The organism is Bradyrhizobium lupini, from assembly GCF_040939785.1.
In the GTDB taxonomy this organism is placed as follows: Bacteria; Pseudomonadota; Alphaproteobacteria; order Rhizobiales; family Xanthobacteraceae; genus Bradyrhizobium; species Bradyrhizobium canariense_D.
The window spans coordinates 4,888,222-4,910,673 of sequence record NZ_CP162553.1 but is presented as its reverse complement, the minus strand read 5'-3'; the positions used below and the strand labels follow the sequence as shown (position 1 = coordinate 4,910,673).

At 64.3% G+C, this 22,452-nt stretch carries 20 protein-coding genes and 1 pseudogene; 11 read left to right on the top strand and 10 right to left on the bottom strand.

Features of this window, described 5'->3' with window-relative positions; genetic code table 11:
- Positions 1-313: 313 nt before the first annotated feature.
- The gene (locus tag AB3L03_RS23295; protein WP_018453605.1) at positions 314-1,120 is read left to right on the top strand and encodes a transglutaminase family protein; all 807 of its coding nucleotides are present in this window, start codon (positions 314-316) and stop codon (positions 1,118-1,120) included.
- Entirely contained in the window at positions 1,120-1,311 is a 192-nt protein-coding gene (locus AB3L03_RS23290) for a hypothetical protein (RefSeq protein WP_368507094.1), read from the top strand. The genes AB3L03_RS23295 and AB3L03_RS23290 overlap by 1 nt, the downstream gene beginning before the upstream one ends.
- 27 nt (positions 1,312-1,338) lie before the next feature.
- Here AB3L03_RS23290 and AB3L03_RS23285 read toward each other — a convergent pair whose 3' ends face one another.
- Positions 1,339-2,112 (bottom strand): DUF2189 domain-containing protein, encoded by a 774-nt coding sequence (locus AB3L03_RS23285; RefSeq protein ID WP_018453603.1) that lies wholly within the window; start codon positions 2,110-2,112, stop codon positions 1,339-1,341.
- A 310-nt stretch (positions 2,113-2,422) separates the two neighbouring features.
- Here AB3L03_RS23285 and AB3L03_RS23280 point away from each other — a divergent pair, with 310 nt between their 5' ends.
- A complete protein-coding gene (locus AB3L03_RS23280; protein WP_368507093.1) occupies positions 2,423-4,651 on the top strand; it encodes an ATP-binding protein in 2,229 nt (742 codons plus the stop codon).
- Here the strand turns inward: AB3L03_RS23280 and AB3L03_RS23275 are convergent, their stop codons facing one another.
- The 6 genes from AB3L03_RS23275 to AB3L03_RS23250 all read right to left on the bottom strand — a co-directional run bounded on the left by AB3L03_RS23275 (position 4,652) and on the right by AB3L03_RS23250 (position 9,897).
- Positions 4,652-5,095 carry a hypothetical protein gene (locus tag AB3L03_RS23275; RefSeq protein ID WP_018453601.1) on the bottom strand — a complete coding sequence of 148 codons (444 nt, stop codon included), beginning with the start codon at positions 5,093-5,095 and terminating at the stop codon, positions 4,652-4,654.
- Positions 5,096-5,176: 81 nt separating this feature from the next.
- Positions 5,177-5,644, bottom strand: a complete 468-nt coding sequence (locus AB3L03_RS23270; protein ID WP_018453600.1) for a MarR family winged helix-turn-helix transcriptional regulator — start codon at positions 5,642-5,644, stop codon at positions 5,177-5,179.
- 9 nt (positions 5,645-5,653) lie between these two features.
- The gene (locus tag AB3L03_RS23265) at positions 5,654-7,264 is read right to left on the bottom strand and encodes an acyl-CoA synthetase (RefSeq protein WP_204512330.1); all 1,611 of its coding nucleotides are present in this window, start codon (positions 7,262-7,264) and stop codon (positions 5,654-5,656) included.
- A 118-nt stretch (positions 7,265-7,382) separates the two neighbouring features.
- Positions 7,383-8,519 (bottom strand): epoxide hydrolase family protein, encoded by a 1,137-nt coding sequence (locus tag AB3L03_RS23260; protein WP_247296249.1) that lies wholly within the window; start codon positions 8,517-8,519, stop codon positions 7,383-7,385.
- A gap of 160 nt (positions 8,520-8,679) precedes the next feature.
- A complete protein-coding gene (locus AB3L03_RS23255) occupies positions 8,680-9,135 on the bottom strand; it encodes a GatB/YqeY domain-containing protein (protein ID WP_018453597.1) in 456 nt (151 codons plus the stop codon).
- Positions 9,136-9,168: 33 nt separating this feature from the next.
- A complete protein-coding gene (locus tag AB3L03_RS23250; RefSeq protein ID WP_204512331.1) occupies positions 9,169-9,897 on the bottom strand; it encodes an alpha/beta fold hydrolase in 729 nt (242 codons plus the stop codon).
- 146 nt (positions 9,898-10,043) lie between these two features.
- On the opposite strand from AB3L03_RS23250, the gene carA reads away from it, so the two are divergent.
- Both carA and AB3L03_RS23240 read left to right on the top strand, forming a co-directional pair.
- Complete coding sequence (gene carA, locus AB3L03_RS23245) at positions 10,044-11,234, top strand: glutamine-hydrolyzing carbamoyl-phosphate synthase small subunit (protein ID WP_026232561.1); 1,191 nt, start codon at positions 10,044-10,046, stop codon at positions 11,232-11,234.
- Between the two features lie 165 nt (positions 11,235-11,399).
- Positions 11,400-11,921: a hypothetical protein gene (locus tag AB3L03_RS23240; protein WP_247360997.1), complete on the top strand. Its 522-nt coding sequence runs from the start codon at positions 11,400-11,402 to the stop codon at positions 11,919-11,921.
- Positions 11,922-12,045: 124 nt separating this feature from the next.
- Here AB3L03_RS23240 and AB3L03_RS23235 read toward each other — a convergent pair whose 3' ends face one another.
- Positions 12,046-12,570 (bottom strand): Dps family protein, encoded by a 525-nt coding sequence (locus AB3L03_RS23235; RefSeq protein WP_007596666.1) that lies wholly within the window; start codon positions 12,568-12,570, stop codon positions 12,046-12,048.
- A 113-nt stretch (positions 12,571-12,683) separates the two neighbouring features.
- Between AB3L03_RS23235 and AB3L03_RS23230 the strand changes: the two genes are divergently transcribed.
- On the top strand, positions 12,684-13,385 hold the full coding sequence (locus AB3L03_RS23230; RefSeq protein ID WP_247296182.1) for a class I SAM-dependent methyltransferase: 702 nt from the start codon (positions 12,684-12,686) through the stop codon (positions 13,383-13,385).
- Between the two features lie 264 nt (positions 13,386-13,649).
- Here AB3L03_RS23230 and AB3L03_RS23225 read toward each other — a convergent pair whose 3' ends face one another.
- Complete coding sequence (locus AB3L03_RS23225; protein ID WP_247296184.1) at positions 13,650-14,021, bottom strand: helix-turn-helix transcriptional regulator; 372 nt, start codon at positions 14,019-14,021, stop codon at positions 13,650-13,652.
- A gap of 112 nt (positions 14,022-14,133) precedes the next feature.
- Between AB3L03_RS23225 and AB3L03_RS23220 the strand changes: the two are divergent.
- From AB3L03_RS23220 to greA, 3 genes and pseudogenes are all read left to right on the top strand, one after another.
- Positions 14,134-15,302, top strand: a pseudogene (locus tag AB3L03_RS23220) (MFS transporter).
- 143 nt (positions 15,303-15,445) lie between these two features.
- Positions 15,446-18,910: a carbamoyl-phosphate synthase large subunit gene (carB, locus tag AB3L03_RS23215; protein WP_204512333.1), complete on the top strand. Its 3,465-nt coding sequence runs from the start codon at positions 15,446-15,448 to the stop codon at positions 18,908-18,910.
- A 212-nt stretch (positions 18,911-19,122) separates the two neighbouring features.
- Entirely contained in the window at positions 19,123-19,596 is a 474-nt protein-coding gene (gene greA, locus AB3L03_RS23210; RefSeq protein ID WP_007596674.1) for a transcription elongation factor GreA, read from the top strand.
- Between the two features lie 116 nt (positions 19,597-19,712).
- On the opposite strand, the gene AB3L03_RS23205 is transcribed toward greA, so the two are convergent.
- Positions 19,713-20,192 carry an Lrp/AsnC family transcriptional regulator gene (locus tag AB3L03_RS23205; protein ID WP_007596676.1) on the bottom strand — a complete coding sequence of 160 codons (480 nt, stop codon included), beginning with the start codon at positions 20,190-20,192 and terminating at the stop codon, positions 19,713-19,715.
- Positions 20,193-20,456: 264 nt separating this feature from the next.
- Here AB3L03_RS23205 and trxB point away from each other — a divergent pair, with 264 nt between their 5' ends.
- Both trxB and AB3L03_RS23195 read left to right on the top strand, forming a co-directional pair.
- Complete coding sequence (trxB, locus tag AB3L03_RS23200; RefSeq protein ID WP_018453588.1) at positions 20,457-21,422, top strand: thioredoxin-disulfide reductase; 966 nt, start codon at positions 20,457-20,459, stop codon at positions 21,420-21,422.
- Positions 21,423-21,427: 5 nt separating this feature from the next.
- Entirely contained in the window at positions 21,428-22,351 is a 924-nt protein-coding gene (locus tag AB3L03_RS23195; protein WP_007614700.1) for a LysR family transcriptional regulator, read from the top strand.
- The last annotated feature ends 101 nt before the right edge of the window (positions 22,352-22,452 follow it).

Here is a 22,452-nt window from a genome sequence, read left to right as displayed (position 1 = left end):
CGTCCAACTCACCGCTGGAGTGGGCAATATGCGCGACGACCGCTGTTACGACGTCGCTACGAGTCGGCTCCGCCGCTGCGAGGGAATGAGGCGCTTCACGTCGCGCGAATAGTCGTGGCGCTGCATAGGCGCAGAAACGACAGATCTTTCGACATTCCCGCACCGTGCGCGCAATCGCCGCAATTAGCTATCATTTTCTCGCCCGTGCCGCACTTTTGAGGCGCCAATTGCCGCCCGCGACCGAATAAGCCGTCAAAGCCTTGTGATCGGCCGCTTCGTAGCCATGTTACGAGCTTAGCCAAGGGAAAATCGTATGAAGCTCCGCGTCGGGTTTGAGATGCTGTACGAATTCCCGCAGCCCACGCCTATGATCATGGTGCTGGGCACGCACTTCACCCGCGCCTCCGATGTCATCGTGCCCGACCTGCTGACCACCAGACCCTCGGTGCCGATCACGCCCTATCGCGACCTCTTCGGCAATTGGTGCAGCCGCATCGTGGCGCCGGCTGGCGCCTTTCGCCTTGCCGGCGACGGCGTCGTGAGCGACAGCGGCCTGCCCGATCCAGTGTTCCCGAACGCGGCTCAGCACGCCGTCGAGGCGCTGCCGACCGACACGCTCGTCTATCTGCTCGGCAGTCGCTACTGCGAGACCGATCGCCTGTCGGATATCGCATGGAAGTTGTTCGAGCACACGCCGCCCGGCTGGGCGCGGGTCCAGGCCATCTGCGATTTCGTTCATCGTCACATCGCCTTCGGCTATGAGCACGCGCGCGCGACCAAGACGGCGCGGGAAGCCTACGACGAAGGCAAGGGCGTGTGCCGCGACTATGCTCATCTTGCCATCGCGTTCTGCCGCTGCATGAACATCCCGGCGCGTTACTGCACCGGTTATCTCAGCGACATCGGCACGCCGAAGCCCTGGGCCGTGGGAGATTTCGCCGGCTGGTTTGAGGCTTATCTCGGCGGAAGCTGGCACATGTTCGATCCGCGCAACAACACGCCGCGGATCGGTCGCGTGTTGATCGCACAAGGACGCGATGCCGCGGACGTCCCGATCACCCAAACCTTCGGTCCGAATACCCTTGTCAATTTCAAGGTATGGACCGACGAGGTTGCCTGATGAGAGACAGCAGCGTTGCACTCAGCGCCGATGAATTTGCGTCCTTGGCCGAGATCGGCAAGGGCAAGGCGCAAGGCGAAATCCCGCAAGCGCACGGCGAGCGCCTGACCAACCTCGGTTATGCAATCAGGCGCCTCGGCGAACTCGAACTGACCTCATCCGGCGAACGCCGGCTGGCAACCGGCGAATAGCTCGCTGCCGTTGCGTCCGGCTTCCCGCTACGCCACCGGCACCACGATCCGCCGATAAAGATGCCAGGTCGCGTGCCCGAGCACGGGCAGCGTCACCACCAGCCCCAGAAAATACGGCAGCGCCGAGACGATCAGGACCATCACGATCACCGCGGCCCAGCCAATCATCGGCAGCGGGCTGGCCACGACCGCGCGCACGCTTGTCACCATCGCCGTGACGAAATCGACCTCGCGGTCGAGCAGCAGCGGAAACGACACGACCGTCAGCGAAAACAGGATCAGCGACAGCACCGCGCCGACCGCGTTGCCGATGCCGAGGAACAGCAGGCCCTCGTTCGTGGTCAGCACCACCGTCATGAACTCCTGCAGGCTCGAGAACGAGGCATGCAGGCCAAGCAGCAGCGCGATCAGAAGCCGCACCTGATACATCCAGACCACGAACACGAACAGCGTGACGAAGGCCATCCAGCCGATCTCGCTGCGCGCGCGCACAGCCGACCAGATCGCGCCGAGCGAGACGGGCTCGCCGCGCTCGCGACGGCGGCTGACTTCATAGAGCCCGATCGCCACGAATGGCCCGAGCAGCGCGAAGCCGGCGGCCAGCGGATAGACCAGATAGACCATGCCGAACGCAGTGAAGCACAGCATGATGGCGATGCCGCCGGCGGCGTAGAGCGTACCGAAGCAGAGGCCGTAAAGCGGCAGCGCCTGGAAATCCCGCAGGCCTTCGACCAGCGCCTCGGCGATGTCGGTCGCCGCGACGGGACGCACCACCGGGTCGACCTTGCCCGAAATGGACATCAGCTTCCTCCTCGTTCGCCGGCGCGATCTCCGTCGCACGCGGATTGACTCGATCTTAGCGTCCCCGCGGCAGGTGCGCACGCGCGAGTTGTTGGCTGGACGACAGTATCCCGAAGCCGCCGGCGCAGACCCGGGAAAACCACCGCGCCGACGGCGCGCGTCCTTCGGGAAGCTCATCCGTCCTGCCCGCGGCTCGAAATCTTTCCCCGTCGGGGACTTTTTCGACCCGATGCCTATGGACTGAGCGGCGGGTGGTGCCGCAAATTGAGTCTTTGAACGAGCGCGATGACTCGAATGGACCGTCCGACCGATGAGCTTGCGTACCCGACTACTGATACTCGTCATCGCGGCCATGCTGGTGCCGGCGAGCCTCGTCGGGCTGCGTTTCGTGCAGAACCGGAGCAGTGAAGTCAACGCCGCCCTGGCCAATCTGTCGGCCTCGGCCGACGACATTGCGAGCGATCTGGGTGGGAAGATTCAGGGCACCGCTCAGCTTCACTATGGTCTGGCCCGCGCGCGCGACCTCGACACGCGCGACAAGGCGGCGTGCTCGGCGTTTCTGTCGGACGTGCGCGAGGAATACCCTCAGTTCACGGGAATCCTGACCATCGATCCGGACGGCAGCCTGTTCTGCGACTCGCTGCGGACCAACCGCACCCTCGATCTGAGGGATCGCGCCTATTTCAAGCAGGCCCTGGTCTCGCGCAACGTCGTGGTTGAGCCGGTATTCGGCCGGCTGACCGGAATATCGGTGCTCCAGATCGCATATCCGGTGCGATCGGAGGCGGGCGCGCTGAAGCTGGTGCTGCTTGCCTCGTTCAACCTGCGCAAATTCGCCGAGTATCACCACAAGCGGCTGCTCGCCGAGAAGGATATTCTGCTCATCGACGGCAAGGGCACCGTTCTCGTCGCTCCCTCGGGAGCCGGCTGGACCGCGCCCGTGGGCGCGTCGATCGCGGGATCCGACCTGCTCGGCTTCGCGACGGCTCCCGATCAAAAGGCATTTCAGGAAGTGACCGATCGCGACGGCCGCACGCAGGTCTGGGCCGTCGCCCACTCACCTTCGATCCGTGATGCCGGCCTCTACATCCTGGTCGGACGGTCCAAGGACGGATTGGTCGCGGCGGCGAATCGCCGGCTCTATGAGGATATGGCGATCCTCGCGGTGGCCTTGCTGCTGCTGCTGGCCGGCGTATGGATCCTCGCGACCGTGAGCGTCGGGCGCCAGGTCGGGCGGCTCGCCAACATGGCGAAGAGACTCGGGCTCGGCGATCTCAACGCGCGAATTCCTCCTCCCCATCCGCGCGGCGAGCTGGGCGGATTGATGACCCTGCTCAACGACACTGCCGAATCGCTTGAGCAGCAACGGGCGGCCATCGCGGACCTCAACCAGAAGCTCAGCCAATCCCAGAAGATGGAGGCCATGGGTCAGCTCACCGGCGGTGTGGCGCATGACTTCAACAATCTCCTCACCGTCATTCTCGGCAATTCGGAGCACCTTGCCGACAGGCTGGCGGGGAACAAGGAGTTGCACCGGATCGCCGGCGACATCGCGACAGCTGCCGAACGCGGCTCCGACCTGACGCGGAGCCTGCTCGCCTTCGCGCGCAAGCAGCCCCTGAGGCCGCGAGACATCGACATCGGCGAAAAGATTAAGGAGGTGGAGCACTTGTTGCGCCGCCCCTTGGGCGAGCACATCGAATGCACCTTCGCGCTCGCACCGGACCTGTGGTTGATCAGCGTCGATCCCGGCCAGCTCACGACTGCGCTGCTCAATCTCGTGCTCAACGCGCGCGATGTCATGCAGTTGGGCGGCAGGCTGACCATCGAGGCGCGCAACGTCTCGCTCGGTGAATCCGACTTGGACATCAATGGCGAACCGCGACCAGGCGACTATGTCATGGTGGCCGTGATCGACACCGGCAGCGGCATGACCGCCGAGGTGGCGAGCCGGGCGTTCGAGCCGTTCTTCACCACCAAGGAGGTCGGCAAGGGGACCGGGCTCGGCCTGAGCATGGTCTACGGTTTTGTGCGGCAGTCCGGCGGGCTGGTGCAGATGCAGTCCGCACCGAGACAAGGCAGCACCGTCAGGCTGTTCTTTCCCCGCCTGGCAACACCGCCAAACGAGGACGCCTCACCCGCCGAAGGGATCGTCACGCGCGAAGGAAGCGAGACCATTCTCGTCGTCGAAGACAACGACATGGTTCGGACTTATGTCGAAAGCGAGCTGAAGACGCTCGGCTATCGCGTCATCACGGCCGCGAGCGGCCCGGCGGCGCTCGACTTGTTGCGCCAGTCCGGGGATATCGACCTGCTGTTCACCGACGTCGTGATGCCCGGCGGCATGTTCGGGCCGGAGCTTGCCCGGCAAGCAATCCAGCTGCGACCCGGGCTCAAGGTGCTCTTCACCTCCGGCTACAGCCAAAATCCGGTCTCGGCGCCCGACGCAATCGGCGATGCCCGCATCCTGACCAAGCCGTTCCGGCGGCGAGACCTCGCCGCCATGCTGCGATCTGCGCTGTCGACGCCGTCGCGGTAGTCAGGAGCGCGACGCGAGGAGAAGCGCCGCACCCAGATTGGCCACGAACAAGGCCGCGTCGATGACGAAGATCCTGAGCATCGGGCCTTTCAACACGGGCCAATAAGCGACCCCGACGCGTCCTCCGCGCAGCAGGACCGGAAGGTTGTAGGCGAACTGGCTGAAATGGCAGGCGGCAAAGAACAGGAACAGCACCAGCTGCGCTTCGACCGGCTGGAAGAAGACCGGACGGGCTGCCAGAAGGTAGAGCGACAGAAGGCCGATCGGCAGATTGATGCCGCCAAGGAATGCCACGCTGGCCGACAATGTCGGCGCGATCGGATTGGTGCGCTCTTCCCGCGGCAGGAGAATCTTCAGTGTATTGGCTTGCGCAATGCTGAACTGGATGAAGGCGCCGCCGAACCAGAGCGCGTTGAGGAGCAGCACGATATCCGAAAGACGCATGGCGGAGCCCTCCCACGGCTCGTTGGCCAGGAAAGTGGCAAAGCCCGCTCCTCATGTCAACCATGTTGACTTCAGGAATCGTCAGTTGGTGTCGGCGATCGCCTCCATCACGCCCATCCACGCAGCCGCACCTGTCGCTCCGACGCGATCGAACGCCTCGCGCAGCACCTTGCGCTCGTGGTCCGATGCGCGCTGCTCGATGCGCTGCCCCGCGGCCGTCAGGCGCAGCAGCTTCGAGCGATGCTGCTCGGGCGAGCGTTTTGAGGTCAGGAGCTTGCGCTCAAGCAACAAATTGAGCGGCCGGTTCAGGGCCTGCTTGGAAATGCCGAGGATCTCGATCAGCGAGCCGATCGCGATATCGGGCCGGCGCGCCACCACGTAGAGGATGCGATGGTGCGGGCGCGACAGTCCTTGCTTGGCGAGATATGCGTCGGCTTCGAGTGTCATGCCGCGCCAGCCGTAATACATGAGCTCCAGCGCCGCATCGAGTTCGCTCAGCTTCGCAAGTGAAGCGCGGTGAAGCCCCGCGGCTTGAGACGTCTTTGCCATTGCAGGAAGCTAACCCCTCGTCCGCAGCTCGCGCCGCAGCACCTTTCCGGTGGCGGTCATTGGAAGTGTCTCCGCGAACTCCACGAACCGTGGGTATTCGTGGGCGGCGAGTTGCACCTTGACGAACTCCTGGATCTCGCGCGCGAGTGCGTCGCTGGCGGCAAAGCCCGGGCGCAGCACGATCCAGGCCTTGATCGATTCAGTGCGGATCGGATCGGGAATGCCGACCACCGCCGCCATCGCCACCGCCGGGTGCTTCATCAGCGTGTGCTCGATTTCGGACGGGCCGACACGATAGCCGGCGGTGGTGATGACGTCGTCCTCGCGGCTGACGTACCAGAAGTAACCGTCCTCGTCCTGCACCCCGAGATCGCCGGTGAGCAGGAACTCGCCGGCATATTTCTTCGACGTTGCCTCCGGATTGCGCCAGTATTCGAGCATCGTGCAAGGACAGGGTTGGCGCACCCCGATGATGCCGCGCTGGCCACGTGGCTGCTCCTCGCCTCTGTCATTGACGATGCGGACGTCGAAACCCGGCGTCGCCTTGCCCATCGAACCGGGGCGGATCGGAAACAGATTCGCGTTGCTGCCGATCACGAGATTGCATTCGGTCTGGCCAAACACCTCGTGCGCGTCGACGCCGAAGGTCTCGCGCACCCAGCCGAGCAGCTCGCCGCCGAGGGACTCGCCGCCGGTAAAGATGCTGCGCAGCTTGATGCCGGAATGCGTCACGCCGGCCTGCCGCATCAGCTTCAGCGCGGTCGGCGGCAGGAACACATTACGCACGCCGAGATCGGCCATCATCTGCATCGCCGCTTGCGGCTCGAACTTTCGCGCGCGGTGACCGACCAGGGGAATGCCGTGGTACCAGAACGCGAACAGGCCGTTGATGAGGCCGCCGATCCAGGCCCAGTCCGCCGGCGTCCACATCAGATCGCCGGGGCGCGGCAGGAAGTTGTGGCACATCTCGACATTGGGGAGATGTCCGAGCACGACGCGGTGGGCGTGCAGCGCGCCCTTCGGATTGCCCGTCGTGCCCGAGGTGTAGATGATCAGCGCGGGATCGTCAGCAGACGTGTCCACCAGCCTGAAGTCGGGCGATGCAGCCTTGACCGAATTCCAGAACGATGTCGTACCCGCCGGCGTTCGTTCGCCAACGATGTAGACCTTCTTCAGCTCCGGCAGACGGTCGCGAATCTTCGAAAGCTTCTCCCAGCCACCCTCGTCGGTGACGATCGCCCTCGCTTGCGAGTTCGACAGGCGGAATTCCAGCGCGTCTTCGCCGAACAATGCGAACAGCGGAATGGAGATCATCGCCGAACGGAACGCGGCCATGTGCGCGATCGGCAGCTCCAGCGACTGCGACAGGAACACCGCGACGCGGTCGCCGCGGACAAGGCCATCCGCCCTCAGCACATTGGCGAAGCGGCGCGACATCTCCGCGACATCGTCGAAGGATGTGCGCGTGATGGCGCCGTTCTCATCGAGATAGACCAGCGCCAGCCGGCCGGTGCCGTCGGCGTGGCGATCGCAGCAGGCCTCCGCCAGGTTGAAGCGCGCCGGGATCTCCCAGCGGAAATTGCCGTAGAGTTCGTCATAGGTGCTGGCTTCGGTGAGCATGGTCGTTTCCCGGCAGCGTCGTCTGACCGGACTTGTCCCGGCCATCCACGTTCTTGTTTGACCTGAGTTTAAGGGCGCGGATGCCCGGGACAAGTCCGGGCCTGACGGAGAATGCGTCTCAGCGCACCGTCCGGAAGAACTTTCTGACCTCGCCGACATACAGCTCCGGCTGCTCGAATGCGGCGAAATGGCCGCCCTTCTCCATCTCGCTCCAATGCGTGATGTTGCGGAAGTTCGGCTCCATCCAGCGCCGCACCGGCGTGATGATCTCCCTGGGAAAGACAGCCACGCCCGTCGGCACCTTGACGACCGGCGTGGTCCGGCGCTTGCCAAAGCTTTCCCAATAGAGCCGCGCCGACGAGGTCGCGGTCTCCGTCGCCCAGTAGAGCATGACGTTGTCGAGCAGCTCGTCCTTGGTGAAGATGTTCTCGGGATGACCGTTGCAATCGGTCCAGGCCCAGAATTTTTCCAGAATCCAGGCCGCCTGCCCGCTCGCCGAATCCGTCAAGCCGTAGCCGAGTGTCTGCGGCCGCGTCGATTGCTGCTTCGAATAGCCGGAGTCGAGGTCGACGTAATGCTGGAGGCCGGCGAGCGCGCGCTTCTCTTCCGGCGTCGGTTCGCCCTCGACTTTCGGCGCGGCGTTGAAGGCGAGCGTGATGTGGATGCCGGCGCAATGCTCGGCGTCCTGCATGCCAAGCGAGGTCGTCACTGCCGAGCCCCAGTCGCCGCCCTGCGCGCCGTACCTGATATAGCCGAGCCGGTCCATCAGCTGGGCCCAGGTCGCGGCGATACGATCGACGCCCCAGCCGGTGGTCTTGGGTTTGCCGGAAAAGCCAAAGCCCGGCAGCGACGGGCAGACAACGTGGAAGGCATCGGCAGGATTGCCGCCATGCGCGACAGGATCGACCAAGGGCGCGATCACCTTCTGGAATTCGACGATCGAGCCGGGCCAGCCATGGGTGATGATCAGCGGCAGTGCCGACGGCTCCTTCGAGCGCGCATGCAGGAAGTGGATGTCGAGCCCGTCGATCTCGGTGGTGAACTGCTCGAAGCAGTTGAGTTTCGCTTCGCGCGCGCGCCAGTCGTAGCCATCAGCCCAATAGGTGCAGATTTCCTGGATCCATGCCAGCGGCGCGCCCTGGCTCCAATCATCGACCAGCTCCGCCTCCGGCCAGCGCGTGCGGGCGAGGCGCGACTTGAGGTCGGTGAGGACGTCGTCGCTGATGGCGATGCGGAACGGCTTGATGGCGGTCATGGGAGAGGCCCTGCTCATCGGAGGTTCTCGTCATGGCCGGGCTCGTCCCGGCCATCCACGTTCTTTCTCTCCATTTTGAAGAACGTGGATGCCCGGCACAAGGCCGGGCGTGACCAGGATGATAGTCTGTCAGCTCCTGGCAAACCTTCGGCGCGGCCGCCTAGCCCGTCAGAGCAGCCTTCACCAAACCAGAGGCCTTGCCGAAATCCATCTGGCCGGCGTACTTGGTCTTCAACACGGCGATCACCTTGCCCATGTCCTTCATGCCGGCGGCGCCGGTCTCGGCGATCGCGTCCGAGATCACCTTCTTGACGTCGTCATCCGACATCTGCTTCGGCAAGTACGCGGAGATCACCGCGATCTCGTCGCGCTCCTGCGCGGCGAGTTCGGCACGGCCGCCCTTCTCGTAGAGCTCAACCGATTCCTGGCGCTGCTTGATCATCTTCTGAAACACGCCGAGCAAGTCCGCGTCCGAGAGCGGCGGCTTGCCGTTGCCGCGCGCCTCGATGTCGGCGTTCTTGATGGTCGAGTTGACCATGCGCAGCGTGGACAGCTTGCGCTCTTCCTTGGCCTTCATGGCCTCCTTGACCGCATTGTTGATGTCGTCGCGCAGCATGATCGTGATCCCCTAGACTATCCGACGCCTGATCTAGGCCGTTCGCAGCCCGGAGACAACCGGGGTTCCCAGCCATTCGACCAGCGCCCGCACCGTCGCCGCAGGCTGCTCCGGTTGCGGCAGGTGTCCGCAATTCTCCAGAACGACGAGCCTTGCGCCGGCAATGCCCTCCGCCATCTCCTTCGAGAATGCGTTGGGAATCGTGTTGTCCTGATCGCCCGTCAGCACCAATGTCGGGCATTTGATCGTCGCAAGCGTCGGCCGTGAATCCACCCGCGCGATGATCGCGGTCTGCTGCCGCAGATAGCCTTCGACGCCGACGTCATCGCCCTGCTCGTGTACGAGCTGGCGAATGCCTGCATCGTCGCGGCGCGACGGATGCACCAGTTCGGGAAACATCTCCTCGCGCGCGGCACGCAGCTCCCCGCGCCGGGCCAGCTCCATCAGGCCGCGGCGGCGTGCGGTCGCCTCCTCCGTGTCGGGCCGCGCCTGAGTGTTGATCAGCGCGAGCCTGGCCACCCGCTCGGGCGCCTGGCGCATGATCTCGAGGGCGATGTAGCCGCCCATGGAATGGCCGGCGAGCGCGAAGCGCGGCGGCGCCTCGCTCAGCACCCGCCGGGCGATCGCCGCCATGCTGTCATCGCGAATATGGTTGGCGACCATCACCGGGCCGAACTGCCACAGCGACGGGATCACCGGTGCATAGATCCGGGCCGAGGAGGCTAATCCCGGAACCAGCAGAATCGGCGTCGTCTGGTCCATTATTGCCTCCCGAGCCCCGGAATTTGCCGGAAATTATGCTGCGGAGCTTAGGGGCCCAAGCCGACCTGTCAAATATGCAAAAACGCATGTGAATCGGCGCATCTCCGCTTTGACGGCAGCGCCCGCGGGGACTATGAACCGGGCTCATGACACAACATGATAACGATCACGCTTGGCCGGACCACAAACCGACCGCGCTGTTGGTGCTTGCCGACGGCACGGTGCTCGAAGGCTTTGGCCTCGGCGCCGAAGGCCAAGCCGTCGGCGAGGTCTGCTTCAACACCGCGATGACCGGCTATGAGGAGATCCTCACCGATCCCTCTTATGCCGGCCAGCTCATCACCTTCACCTTCCCGCATATCGGCAATGTCGGCACTAACGACGACGACATCGAGACGGTGAACATGGCCGCGACGCCCGGCGCGCGCGGCGTGATCCTGCGCACCGCGATCACCGATCCCTCGAACTATCGCGCCACCAAGCACCTCGACCAGTGGCTGAAGGCGCGCGGCATCATCGGCCTCTCCGGCATCGACACCCGCGCGCTGACCGCGCTGATCCGCAACAAGGGCATGCCCAACGCCGTAATCGCGCACGCCAGGGACGGCGAGTTCGACCTGCACGGCTTGAAGGAAGAAGCGCGCGAATGGCCCGGCCTCGAGGGCATGGACCTGGTGCCAATGGTCACCTCAGGCCAGCGCTTCACCTGGGACGAGACGCCCTGGCTCTGGGACAAGGGCTTTGGCCGCCAGGACAAGCCTGAGTTCAACGTGGTCGCCATCGATTACGGCATCAAGCGCAACATTCTGCGCCTGCTCGCCGGCGTCGGCTGCAAGGTAACGGTGGTGCCGGCAACGACGTCGTCCGAGGATATCCTGGCGATGAAGCCGGATGGCGTGTTCCTGTCGAACGGTCCCGGCGATCCGGCCGCGACCGGCAAATATGCCGTGCCCGTGATCCAGGACGTGATCAAGTCGGGCACGCCGACATTCGGAATTTGCCTTGGCCATCAGATGCTCGGCCTCGCCGTCGGCGCCAAGACCAAGAAGATGCACCAGGGCCATCACGGCGCCAATCATCCCGTGAAGGACGAGACCACCGGCAAGGTCGAGATCACCTCGATGAACCACGGCTTTGCCGTCGACGAGAGCACCCTGCCGACGGGCGCGACGCAGACCCACATCTCGCTGTTCGACGGCTCCAATTGCGGCATCCAGCTCGACGGCAAGCCGGTGTTCTCGGTGCAGTACCACCCCGAGGCCTCACCGGGTCCGCGCGACTCGCACTATCTGTTCCAGCGCTTTGCCGATCTGATGCGGCAGAACAAGAGCGTGTAGGGCGCGCGCTCTCCTGCAACTGCTTTGACGACATCGAGCCCGGGCCTTCGCCCGGGCTCTTGTCGTTCCGGGCGCAGCGCAGCGCGAATCCGGAATGACAGCGGAACGAGGAACGCCGCTTAACTCCCTTCGTTGATCACTGCTACGCTCACGCAGGAGCCTCTTATGTCTGTCGTCCGCGACAATGCCGAGCCGCTCGCCATCGTATTTGAGGATGACGGGCTCGTGCCCAACAATATCCTCCCCTTCCTGGTCTACCAGGCCGCGGTGAAGCTCGATTCCAGACAGCCGGAAGAGACGATCGAACGCTTGTTCGAAGCGAACGGCTGGGGCGGCACGTGGCGCAATGGCGTGTTCGATTATCTGCATTATCACGCAACGGTGCACGAGGTGCTCGGCGTTGCGCGTGGCAGCGCGCGCGTCCGCTTCGGCGGCGACCACGGCCAGGAGCTGGAGATCAAGGCCGGCGACGTCGCGATCCTGCCCGCCGGCACAGGTCACCAACGCATCAAGGCCAGCGCGGATTTCTGCGTGATCGGCGCCTATCCGCCGGGCGCGAAGATGGAGGTCACCCGCGCAACACCGGAGAACCACGCCAAGGCGCTGAAGACGATTCCAAACGTCGCGCGGCCGCCGGCCGATCCGGTGACGGGCAAGAACGGGGCGTTGATGCGGTTGTGGCGGTAGCTACAAAGACGGTGCAGTAGGGTGGGCAAAGCGAAGCCTGCCCACCAAACAGTTTGAACTGCGGAGAGATAGTGGGCACGGCGCGCGAAGAGCGCGCCTTTGGCCACCCTACGACAGTGTGCCCCTACGCCTCGTTCGCGCCTTCCTGTCTTGTGGCTTCGAACAGGAACCAGGTGCGGCGCTCGGTCTCGTCGATGAAGTTCTCGAGGATGCTGGCGCTGGCGACGTCGCCGGCGTCGTCGCAGACCTCGTGCGCCTTGCGCATTGCGGCGGCGACATGCTTGTTGTCCTGCATCAGCTCGCGCAGCATCTCGCGCGGCGGGACATAGTCTTCGTTGTTGTCCTTGATGGTCTGGAGCTTGGCGATCTGCCCGATCGATTTCAGCGTGGTGCCGCCGATCTTGCGGACGCGCTCGGCGAGCTGGTCGGTGGTGGCGAAGATCTGGTCGGACTGCTCGTCGAGCAGCAGATGATAGTCGCGGAAATGCCGGCCGCTGATGTGCCAGTGGAAATTCTTGGTCTTCAGATACAGCGCGAACGCGTCGGCCAGAAGCACGTTGAGTGCCTCCGAAACCTTGTTGACCGCCTGGGACGACAGATCGGTGGGCGTGTCGAGGTCGGGCGAGACCTTTTGTGGAGCTTTGCTCACGGGAAACCTTCCTGTTAGGACGCAGACATTGACGGCGCGCCGCCGCACCCCTAACGCAGGCGGGCAGCGCCGGTTCCTGCAACGGAACCGTTTGGCCGGGGCCCTCGACGACCATGGACGATTGGATCGATTATTACGACTCGACGCACACGATCTATGTCAGCAAGCTGCATCGCGACTTGCACTTCCAGATCATCGCGCGGGACATCATCGGCTACATCTCTTCGCCCGAGGCGACCGTGCTCGACTATGCCTGCGGCGAGGCGCTGTCGGCGAGCCAGGTCGCGGCGGCCTGCGGCAAGCTGATCCTCGCCGAGCCTGCGCCCGGCGTACGCGGCCGGTTGATCGCGCGGTTTGCCCCGAACACGAAAATCCGCGTCCGCTCGCTCGACGACGTCCGCAAGATGCAGGAGCAGTCGATCGATCTCGTCGTGATGAACTCGGTCGCGCAATACATGACGCCGGACGAGCTCGACGCCGCGCTCCTCAACTTCTCCCGTATCCTGAAGCCCTCGGGCAAGCTCGTGCTGGGCGATATCCTCCAGCCCAATGTCGGCATGTTCAGGGACGTTACGGCGCTGCTCAGCTTCGGCCTGCGTCACGGCTTTTTGAAAGATGCACTGATCGGGCTGATCAGCACCGCACTGTCGGATTACCGTCAGCTGCGAACGCGCATCGGGTTACAGCGCTACAGTGAGGAGGAGATCACCGCCACGCTCAAGGGAGTCGGCTTCGCGGTCCAGCGTGCTCACCGCAATATCGGCCACAATAGCTGGCGCATGACGTTCGTCGCGCGGCCGCCGCTGGTCCGTTGAGCTTGGTGGATCCGTTAAGCATAACGTCTGCCTGAGGTGGCTTGTCGCACCCCGATCGGTAATGATCGCCGCGGCCCGGTGGCGGAAGTGTCTACGCGAGGGCGATGCATCGCTCTTTATCCTGGTTCAAATCCAGGCCGGGTCTCCACGCTTCGCCCCTCACGGGGCTACGCGTGGCGCAGCCACGCGAGGCCCGAAGGGGGCTAAGCGTGTCCGGCGTAGCTGGAGCGAAGGGCAAGCGTAGAGGGACTGGCCGCCCAATCCTCAATCAGCCTCAACCACTTCACATTCCGACACAAGCCGCAGCCGGTCGGCATCTTTTGCCGCGGAGGTGATGACAGCATCGAGCAGGCCCGGAAAGCGTGCGTCCAGATCGTCGCGGCGCAGGCGCACGAAGCGGTTGGTGCCGGCGACGCGGGTCTGCATCAGGCCGCATTCGCGCAGCTTGGCGAAGTGATAGGCAAGATTCGACTTGCCGCTGAGCCCGTTGAAATCGCCACAGCACAGCTCGCCGCTGACACGTTCCTGCTGCGCGAGCTGGTACACGATCGCCAATCTGATCGGATCGCTCAGGCAATCCAGAACCATCGGCAGTTCGATCTGCTCGCGGGTGGGGTGGGGTGGGGTGCGGCTCATCGTCCGAAGAGCATAGCGAAATGACCTGGATGTTCAATAGTTCTTGAACCAATTGACTCCTGACCCGGTCCCATCAATAGTTCAATAAACGTTGAACATAGGGATTTCTCCGATGAGCGTATTCTGGTTGGCCTTGGGAGCCTTTGCGATCGGCACGGAAGGCTTTGTCATTGCTGGGCTTTTGCCGTCGATCGCCACGGACCTGGCGATTTCCGTCCCCGCCGCCGGGCAGTTGGTCACAGCCTACGCCCTCACCTATGCGGTCGGCTCGCCGATCTTGGCGGTGACACTGAACAATATCGACCGCCGCACCGTGCTGGCCTTGGCGCTATCGACCTTCATCGCCGGAAACCTCGCGGCGATGGTGGCGTCGAATTACGCCCTGCTGCTGGCCTCGCGCATGCTGATGGCGCTGGGCTCCGGGCTGTGCATGCCGACCGCGCTGGCCGTATCCGTGGCCGTCGCCGCGCCGGAGCGACGCGGCCGCGCGGTGGCGCTGGTTACCTCGGGCCTCACGGTTGCGACCGTCATCGGCGTTCCCCTCGGCAATCTCGTCGGCAGCCTGCTCGGCTGGCGCGCGACCTTGCCATGGTCGCCCTGATCGGTGCCGTTGCGCTCGCCGGCCTCCTGCTCGGTCTGCCCCGCGGCCTGCCACGCAACACGGCCTCGCTCAGCGATCGGCTGGCAGTGGCGCGTCACCGCAATGTCCTGACGGCGCTTCTGATCACGATTTTATGGGCGCTCGGTGGCTTCACCGTCTTCACCTATTTCGCGGTCCCGCTGCGCGGCCTTGGATTCGATGCGTCGCAGATCAGCCTCGCGCTGCTGGTGTTCGGCGGCGCCGCCGCGATCGGGAACATGTTCGGTGGCGTCCTGGCCGACCGGCTCGGCACGCTCGCCACAGCAGGTCTCGGACTTGCCGGCATGGCCAGCGCGCTGATCCTGCATTCGCTGGTCCTGAAGCTGATGCCGGAACAGGCGCATTACGCGGTGCTAGGTGCGATCTTCCTCTGGGGCATCTCGGGATGGGCGTTCTACCCGGCCCAGGTCGCCAGCATCATCCGGATCGAGCCACAGGCCTCGATGATCGCGCTCTCGCTCAACGCCTCGGCCATGTATCTCGGCTTTGCGATCGGCGGTGCCTTGGGCGGCGCCGTGCTTGCGGCGTGGAGCCCCGCCGATCTCGGCTGGGTCGGCGGATTGAGCGTTTCGGCCGCTCTTCTGGTCCATCTCGCCCGCGGTTGGCAGGCCCGGCCAAAACCGATCAAAATTGCCGGTTGATGGGCGTTTTTCGGGGTTTCGCCGCCCCGAAAACTGGTCTAAGACCCACCCCGCGCGCGAGGGGGGACCACCGCGCTCTCGGCCAAAGGGACGCGCAGCAGGCGCGCCCTTTTTGTGCCCAGATTCCACTTCGGCGAGAGTTGATGCCCAAACGTACAGACATCACCACCATCCTGATCATCGGCGCCGGTCCCATCGTGATCGGCCAAGCCTGCGAGTTCGACTATTCGGGCACCCAGGCGGTGAAGACGCTGAAGGAAGAGGGCTATCGCATCGTCCTCGTCAATTCCAATCCGGCCACCATCATGACCGACCCCGAATTGGCCGATGCGACCTATATCGAGCCGATCACGCCCGAGATCGTCGCGAAAATCATCGAGAAGGAACGTCACGTCATTCCGGGCGGCTTCGCGCTGCTGCCGACCATGGGCGGACAGACCGCGCTGAACTGCGCGCTCTCGCTGCGCCAGCAAGGCACGCTGGAAAAGTATGACGTCGAGATGATCGGCGCCACCGCGGACGCGATCGACAAGGCCGAGGACCGCCAGCTGTTCCGCGAGGCCATGACCAAGATCGGGCTCGAGACGCCGAAGTCGCGGCTCGCCAACGCCTCCGCCCTGAAGAAGTCCTTCCGCGACAAGTACCAGGCCGAACGCGCCAAGGCATCGGGCGCTGCACTCGAAGAGCTCGAGCGGCAATGGGCACTCGGCGAAAGCGACCGCCGCAAGCGCTACCAGGAATATGCGCTTGGCCAGGCGCTGATGGCGCTGTCCGAGATCGGCCTGCCCGCGATCATCCGCCCCTCCTTCACCATGGGCGGCACCGGCGGCGGCATTGCCTACAACAAGGAAGAGTTCCTCGACATCATCGAGCGCGGCCTGGATGCGTCTCCCACCAACGAAGTGCTGATCGAAGAATCCGTGCTCGGCTGGAAAGAGTACGAGATGGAGGTGGTGCGCGACAAGAACGACAATTGCATCATCGTGTGCTCGATCGAGAACCTCGATCCGATGGGCGTGCACACCGGCGATTCCATCACGGTGGCGCCGGCGCTGACGCTGACCGACAAGGAATACCAGATCATGCGCGACGCCTCGCTGGCGGTGCTGCGCGAGATCGGCGTCGAGACCGGCGGCTCCAACGTGCAGTTCGGCGTCAACCCGGAAGACGGCCGCATGGTCGTCATCGAGATGAACCCGCGCGTGTCGCGCTCTTCCGCACTGGCTTCGAAAGCTACCGGCTTTCCGATCGCAAAGGTCGCCGCCAAGCTTGCGGTCGGCTACACGCTCGACGAAATCGCCAACGACATCACCGGCGGCGCCACGCCGGCCTCGTTCGAGCCGACGATCGACTATGTCGTCACCAAGGTGCCGCGTTTCGCTTTCGAGAAATTCCCCGGTGCCTCCACCACGCTGACTACGTCGATGAAGTCGGTCGGCGAAGTCATGGCGATCGGCCGCACCTTCCAGGAAAGCCTTCAGAAAGCATTGCGCGGGCTCGAGACCGGCCTCACCGGACTTGACGAGATCGAGATCGAAGGCCTCGGCCGCGACGACGACAAGAATGCGATCCGCGCTGCGCTGGGCACGCCGACACCGAACCGGCTGCTCCAGGTCGCGCAGGCGATGCGGCTCGGCTGGTCGGACGAGGAGATCTTCAATTCCTGCAAGATCGATCCGTGGTTCCTCAGCGAGATGCGCGGCATCGTCGAGATGGAAGCGAAGGTCCGCAAGAACGGCCTGCCGGGCAACGCCTTCGGCATGCGCACGCTCAAGGCCATGGGCTTCTCCGATGCCCGGCTCGCGGTGATCGCGGAGACGACGGAGGCCGAGGTCACGGCGAAGCGCCACGCGCTCGGCGTTCGCCCGGTCTACAAGCGCATCGATACCTGCGCGGCCGAGTTCGCTTCGCCCACCGCCTACATGTACTCGACCTATGAGGCGCCATTCGCGGGCACGCCTGCGGACGAGAGCTCGCCGTCCGACAGGAAGAAGGTCATCATCCTCGGCGGCGGACCGAACCGCATCGGCCAGGGCATCGAGTTCGACTATTGCTGCTGTCACGCCTGCTTCGCGCTGCACGACGCCGGCTACGAATCCATCATGGTCAACTGCAACCCGGAGACGGTGTCGACCGACTACGACACCGCCGATCGGCTCTATTTCGAGCCGCTCACCGCCGAGGACGTGCTGGAGATCATCGCGAAGGAACGCACCAACGGCACGCTGCACGGCGTCATCGTGCAGTTCGGCGGCCAGACCCCGCTCAAGCTCGCGCGTGCGCTGGAAGCCGCCGAAGTGCCGATCCTCGGCACCTCGCCCGACGCCATCGACCTTGCGGAAGACCGCGACCGCTTCAAGCGGGTGCTCGACAAGCTGCGGCTGAAGCAGCCCAAGAACGGCATCGCCTATTCGGTGGAGCAAGCGCGCCTGGTCGCAACCGATCTCGGGCTGCCCCTGGTGGTGCGCCCGTCCTACGTGCTCGGCGGCCGCGCGATGCAAATCGTCCGCGAGGAAAACCAGCTCAGCGATTACCTGCTCGGCACGCTGCCGGAGCTGGTGCCGGGCGACGTCAAGGCGCGCTACCCGAACGACAAGACCGGCCAGATCAACACCGTGCTCGGCAAGAATCCGCTGCTGTTCGACCGCTATCTGTCCGATGCGACCGAGATCGACGTCGACTGCCTCTGCGACGGCAAGGACACCTTCATCGTCGGCATCATGGAGCACATCGAGGAAGCCGGCATCCATTCCGGCGACAGCGCCTGCTCGCTGCCGCCGCACTCGCTGGACGACAAGATGATCGAGGAGCTGGAGCGGCAGACCCGCGAGCTGGCCCTCGGCCTCGACGTCGTCGGCCTGATGAATGTGCAATACGCCATCAAGGACGGCGAGATCTACGTGCTCGAAGTCAATCCGCGGGCCTCGCGCACGGTGCCCTTTGTCGCCAAGGTGGTCGGTACGCCTGTCGCGAAGATCGCGGCGCGCGTCATGGCCGGCGAGAAGCTTGCCGATTTCAAGCTGAAGAAGGCGAACCTCGATCATGTCGGCGTGAAGGAATCGGTGTTTCCGTTCGCCCGCTTCCCCGGGGTCGATACCGTGCTCGGCCCCGAGATGCGCTCGACCGGCGAGGTCATGGGCATCGACCGCTCCTTTGCGGTGGCGTTCGCCAAGAGCCAGCTCGGCGGCGGCACGCGGGTGCCGCGCAAGGGCACGGTGTTCGTTTCGGTTCGCGAGAGCGACAAGACGCGCATCACCGAGGCCGTTCGCGAGCTGCATTCGCTCGGCTTCAAGGTGCTGGCGACGTCGGGCACGGCCCGCTTCCTGACCGACCAGGGGATCCCGACCGAGAAGGTGAACAAGGTGCTGGAGGGCCGGCCGCACATCGTCGATGCCATCACCAATGGCGACGTCCAGCTCGTCTTCAACACCACCGAAGGCCCGCAGGCGCTCGCCGACAGCCGTTCTCTGCGGCGCGCGGCCCTCTTGCATAAAGTGCCGTATTACACCACTCTTTCCGGGGCCGTGGCGGCCGCGCAGGGCATCCGCGCCTATCTGGGCGGGGACCTTGAGGTTCGGACCCTGCAGAGCTACTTTTCGGAAACCTGATCGCGAGCGGAAGGCCCAACCTTCTGTTAAGTGATTGGCGGTGAAGCCACTATGGCCGGAGGAACTGTCCGGCCATATGGTTGTTCTGTTCCGGTGCCAAGCCCATATGAACGTTCGGCGGCACGCGCGTTGAGCCCCCGGACAGACTGACGAATCAAGTTGCGTGCGCGCTGACTTTTCAGGGCGCGCGCGACCGAAGGACGAGAGAAGAGATGGAAAAGGTACCGATGACAGCGGGCGGCTTTGCCGCGCTCGGGGAAGAACTGAAGAAGCGCCAGTCGGAGGACCGTCCGCGGATCATCGAGCATATCGCCGAGGCGCGCTCGCACGGAGACCTTTCGGAGAACGCGGAATACCACGCCGCGAAGGAAGAGCAGTCCCACAATGAAGGCCGCATCGCCGAGCTCGAGGACAAGCTGGCGCGCGCCGACATCATCGACATCTCGAAGCTGTCCGGCGACACCATCAAGTTCGGCGCGACCGTGACACTGGTCGACGAGGACACCGAAAAGAAGACGGTGTGGCAGATCGTCGGCGAGGTCGAGGCCGACGCCAAGAAGGGCCGCATCTCCATCACCTCGCCGCTCGCGCGCGCGCTGATCGGCAAGAAGAAGGGCTCAACAGTGGAGGTCAACGCACCCGGCGGCGCCAAGGCTTATGAGATCACCAAGGTGGAGTGGCGGTAACGATTTGCCGTCGCGCGTGATTTGAAAAGGCCGCGCGATGCGCGGCCTTTTGTATCTAGTGTTGCCGAGGGGGTGCGGCTTACTCCACCTCGCTCCGCCTGCGGGGAGAGGACGAACTACCTTCTTCCTCTCACGTCGAGCGGCACGGCCGCCTCGTATTTCGAATTGTGCAGCACCAGCGAGGTCCGCACGTTGCGGACGTGCGGGGCGGCGGTCAGGTGGGTGACGAAATCCTGGAAGGTGGCCATGTCGGGTGCGACGCATTTCAGGATGAAATCGACTTCGCCCGACAGCATCCAGCACTCGCGCACCAGCGGCTCGGCGCGGACGAACTCCTCGAAGGCGCGCAAATCGGCCTCCGCCTGGCTGGAGAGGTGCACTGCGGCAAACACCGTGACGTCGAAGCCGAGCTTGCGTGCATCCAGAAGCCCGCGATAGCCGTGGATATACCCCTCCTCCTCCAGCGCCCGCACGCGGCGCAGGCAGGGCGGGGGCGAAATGCCGACGCGCTTGGCCAGCTCGACATTCGTGATTCGACCGTCGGCCTGAATCTCGGTGAGAATCTTCAGGTCGATCTCGTCTAGGTTCCGCGACACGTGATTGGAACTCCTGGTCTTGCGGCGGTATCGGTGGCTTTGTCGCAATCCTCATAGCCCAGACCGCACGACCGGCGCAATTTTATTGCGCGTGCAGCGCAATCGACTTTTGTTCCCTGTTGGAAAAATCCGCCGATAGGGAATGCAATTCTTGCATAGCTCACCAGAAGGCTTAGATTACCTCTGATATTTCAGCGCCTCCGCGAGGCCTCCCGGCACGTTCCGCGCCCGCGCTGCAGTCCCCCGTGAAAGGCATCTGTCGAAATGTCCGCCGCTGTCCATGCAAAGGTCGTCATCATCGGCTCCGGCCCCGCAGGCTACACGGCGGCGATCTACGCCGCGCGCGCGATGCTCGAGCCGATCCTGATCCAGGGCATCCAGGCAGGCGGCCAGCTCACCATCACCACCGACGTCGAGAACTATCCCGGCTTCGCCGACGTGATCCAGGGCCCCTGGCTGATGGAGCAGATGGAGAAGCAGGCGCTGCATGTGGGCACCCAGATCAAGACCGATCTGGTGACGAAGCTCGACACCTCGCAGCGACCCTTTCGCCTCACCTGCGATAGCGGTGACGTCTATCTCGCCGACACCGTGATCCTCGCCACCGGCGCCCAGGCGCGCTGGCTCGGGCTGCCGTCCGAAGCGAAATTCCAGGGCGGCGGCGTGTCGGCCTGTGCCACCTGTGACGGCTTCTTCTACCGCAACAAGCAAGTCGTGGTGGTCGGCGGCGGCAATACCGCGGTCGAAGAAGCCCTGTATCTCACCAACCATGCCTCGCAGGTCACCATCGTGCATCGTCGCGATCACTTCCGCGCCGAACGCATCCTGCAGGAGCGTCTGTTCAAGCACCCGAAGATCAAGGTGGTCTGGGACTCAGCCGTCGACGAGATCTGCGGCACCGAGAACCCGAACAAGGTCACCCATGTGCGACTGAAGAACGTCAAGTCCGGCGCGTTGACCGATGTGCCGACCGACGGCGTCTTCATCGCCATCGGGCATGCCCCGGCGACCGAGCTCGTGGCTGGGCAGGTCAAGCTGAAACCGTCGGGCTATGTCGAGGTCGCCCCGAACTCGACCGCGACCTCGGTCCCCGGCCTGTTCGCCGCCGGCGACGTCGCCGACGAGACCTATCGTCAGGCGGTCACGGCGGCCGGCCTCGGCTGCATGGCGGCGCTCGAGGCGGAACGATTTTTGGCCCTGCGCGCCAGCGAGCGCGCGGCAGCGGAATAGACATCATGGCAAGAACACGCGACGGATTTACGGATATGGACTGGGACAAGCTGAAGGTGTTTCACGCCGCGGCGGAAGCGGGCAGCTTCACGCACGCGGGCGAGCAGCTCGGCCTGTCGCAATCGGCGGTGTCACGCCAGGTCTCGGCACTGGAGCAGGAGCTCTCGGTCTCGCTGTTCCACCGCCACGCCCGCGGCCTGATCCTCACCGAACAGGGCGACCTCCTGTTCCGCACCGCCCATGACGTCTTCATGCAGCTGCAGGCGGCGCGCGCGAAACTGACCGACAGCCGCGAGCGGCCGAGTGGCGATCTCAAGATCACCACCACGCCCGGCGTCGGCATCAACTGGCTGATCCCCAGGCTCGGCGAATTCACCGCGCTCTATCCGGAAATCCGGATCTCGCTGATCGTCACCGACGAGGAGCTCGACCTGTCGATGCGGGAGGCCGACGTCGCGATCCGCACCCGCAAGCCGACGCAGCCGGATCTCATTCAGCGCAAGCTGTTCGCGATGGGCTTCCACGCCTATTGCTCGCCTGATTACATCAAGCGCTTCGGCACGCCGCGCACGCTGGAGGAGCTCGACTCCCACCGCATCATCACGCTCTCTGACGGCAACTTCGCCCCGCATCTTCAGAACCGCAACTGGCTGGTCGAAGCGGGGCGCAACGGCTCGGGTCCGCGCGAAGCCTATTTCAGGGTCAACAACATTCTCGGCCTCGTCCGCGCCTGTCAGCAGGGCCTCGGCATCGCGGCGCTGCCGGACTATCTGATCGAAGAACAGAGCCGCCTCGTGCAGCTGTTCGGCGAATCGGATTCGATCCAGCTCGATACGTATTTTGTTTATCCGGAAGAGCTGAAGACGGTCGCGCGCGTGCAAGTGTTCCGCGACTTCGTGGTGAGCAAAGCGCAGCGCTGGCCGTCCTGATTTCCGCATGTCTGACATGCGGCTTGGACGCTTGATGCATGGCGCGAGGCTAGCCCATAATGTTTCTACGCTGAGCCTTCGCGTTGCGCATTTGTCCCCCT

Bases quoted from the DNA above. Each gene is read 5' to 3' on its own strand.
- AB3L03_RS23295 (WP_018453605.1), top strand. From the start codon at position 314: ATGAAGCTCCGCGTCGGGTTTGAGATGCTGTACGAATTCCCGCAGCCC.
- AB3L03_RS23290 (WP_368507094.1), top strand. From the start codon at position 1,120: ATGAGAGACAGCAGCGTTGCACTCAGCGCCGATGAATTTGCGTCCTTG.
- AB3L03_RS23285 (WP_018453603.1), bottom strand. From the start codon at position 2,112: ATGTCCATTTCGGGCAAGGTCGACCCGGTGGTGCGTCCCGTCGCGGCG.
- AB3L03_RS23280 (WP_368507093.1), top strand. From the start codon at position 2,423: ATGAGCTTGCGTACCCGACTACTGATACTCGTCATCGCGGCCATGCTG.
- AB3L03_RS23275 (WP_018453601.1), bottom strand. From the start codon at position 5,095: ATGCGTCTTTCGGATATCGTGCTGCTCCTCAACGCGCTCTGGTTCGGC.
- AB3L03_RS23270 (WP_018453600.1), bottom strand. From the start codon at position 5,644: ATGGCAAAGACGTCTCAAGCCGCGGGGCTTCACCGCGCTTCACTTGCG.
- AB3L03_RS23265 (WP_204512330.1), bottom strand. From the start codon at position 7,264: ATGCTCACCGAAGCCAGCACCTATGACGAACTCTACGGCAATTTCCGC.
- AB3L03_RS23260 (WP_247296249.1), bottom strand. From the start codon at position 8,519: ATGACCGCCATCAAGCCGTTCCGCATCGCCATCAGCGACGACGTCCTC.
- AB3L03_RS23255 (WP_018453597.1), bottom strand. From the start codon at position 9,135: ATGCTGCGCGACGACATCAACAATGCGGTCAAGGAGGCCATGAAGGCC.
- AB3L03_RS23250 (WP_204512331.1), bottom strand. From the start codon at position 9,897: ATGGACCAGACGACGCCGATTCTGCTGGTTCCGGGATTAGCCTCCTCG.
- carA (WP_026232561.1), top strand. From the start codon at position 10,044: ATGACACAACATGATAACGATCACGCTTGGCCGGACCACAAACCGACC.
- AB3L03_RS23240 (WP_247360997.1), top strand. From the start codon at position 11,400: ATGTCTGTCGTCCGCGACAATGCCGAGCCGCTCGCCATCGTATTTGAG.
- AB3L03_RS23230 (WP_247296182.1), top strand. From the start codon at position 12,684: ATGGACGATTGGATCGATTATTACGACTCGACGCACACGATCTATGTC.
- AB3L03_RS23225 (WP_247296184.1), bottom strand. From the start codon at position 14,021: ATGAGCCGCACCCCACCCCACCCCACCCGCGAGCAGATCGAACTGCCG.
- carB (WP_204512333.1), top strand. From the start codon at position 15,446: ATGCCCAAACGTACAGACATCACCACCATCCTGATCATCGGCGCCGGT.
- greA (WP_007596674.1), top strand. From the start codon at position 19,123: ATGGAAAAGGTACCGATGACAGCGGGCGGCTTTGCCGCGCTCGGGGAA.
- trxB (WP_018453588.1), top strand. From the start codon at position 20,457: ATGTCCGCCGCTGTCCATGCAAAGGTCGTCATCATCGGCTCCGGCCCC.
- AB3L03_RS23195 (WP_007614700.1), top strand. From the start codon at position 21,428: ATGGCAAGAACACGCGACGGATTTACGGATATGGACTGGGACAAGCTG.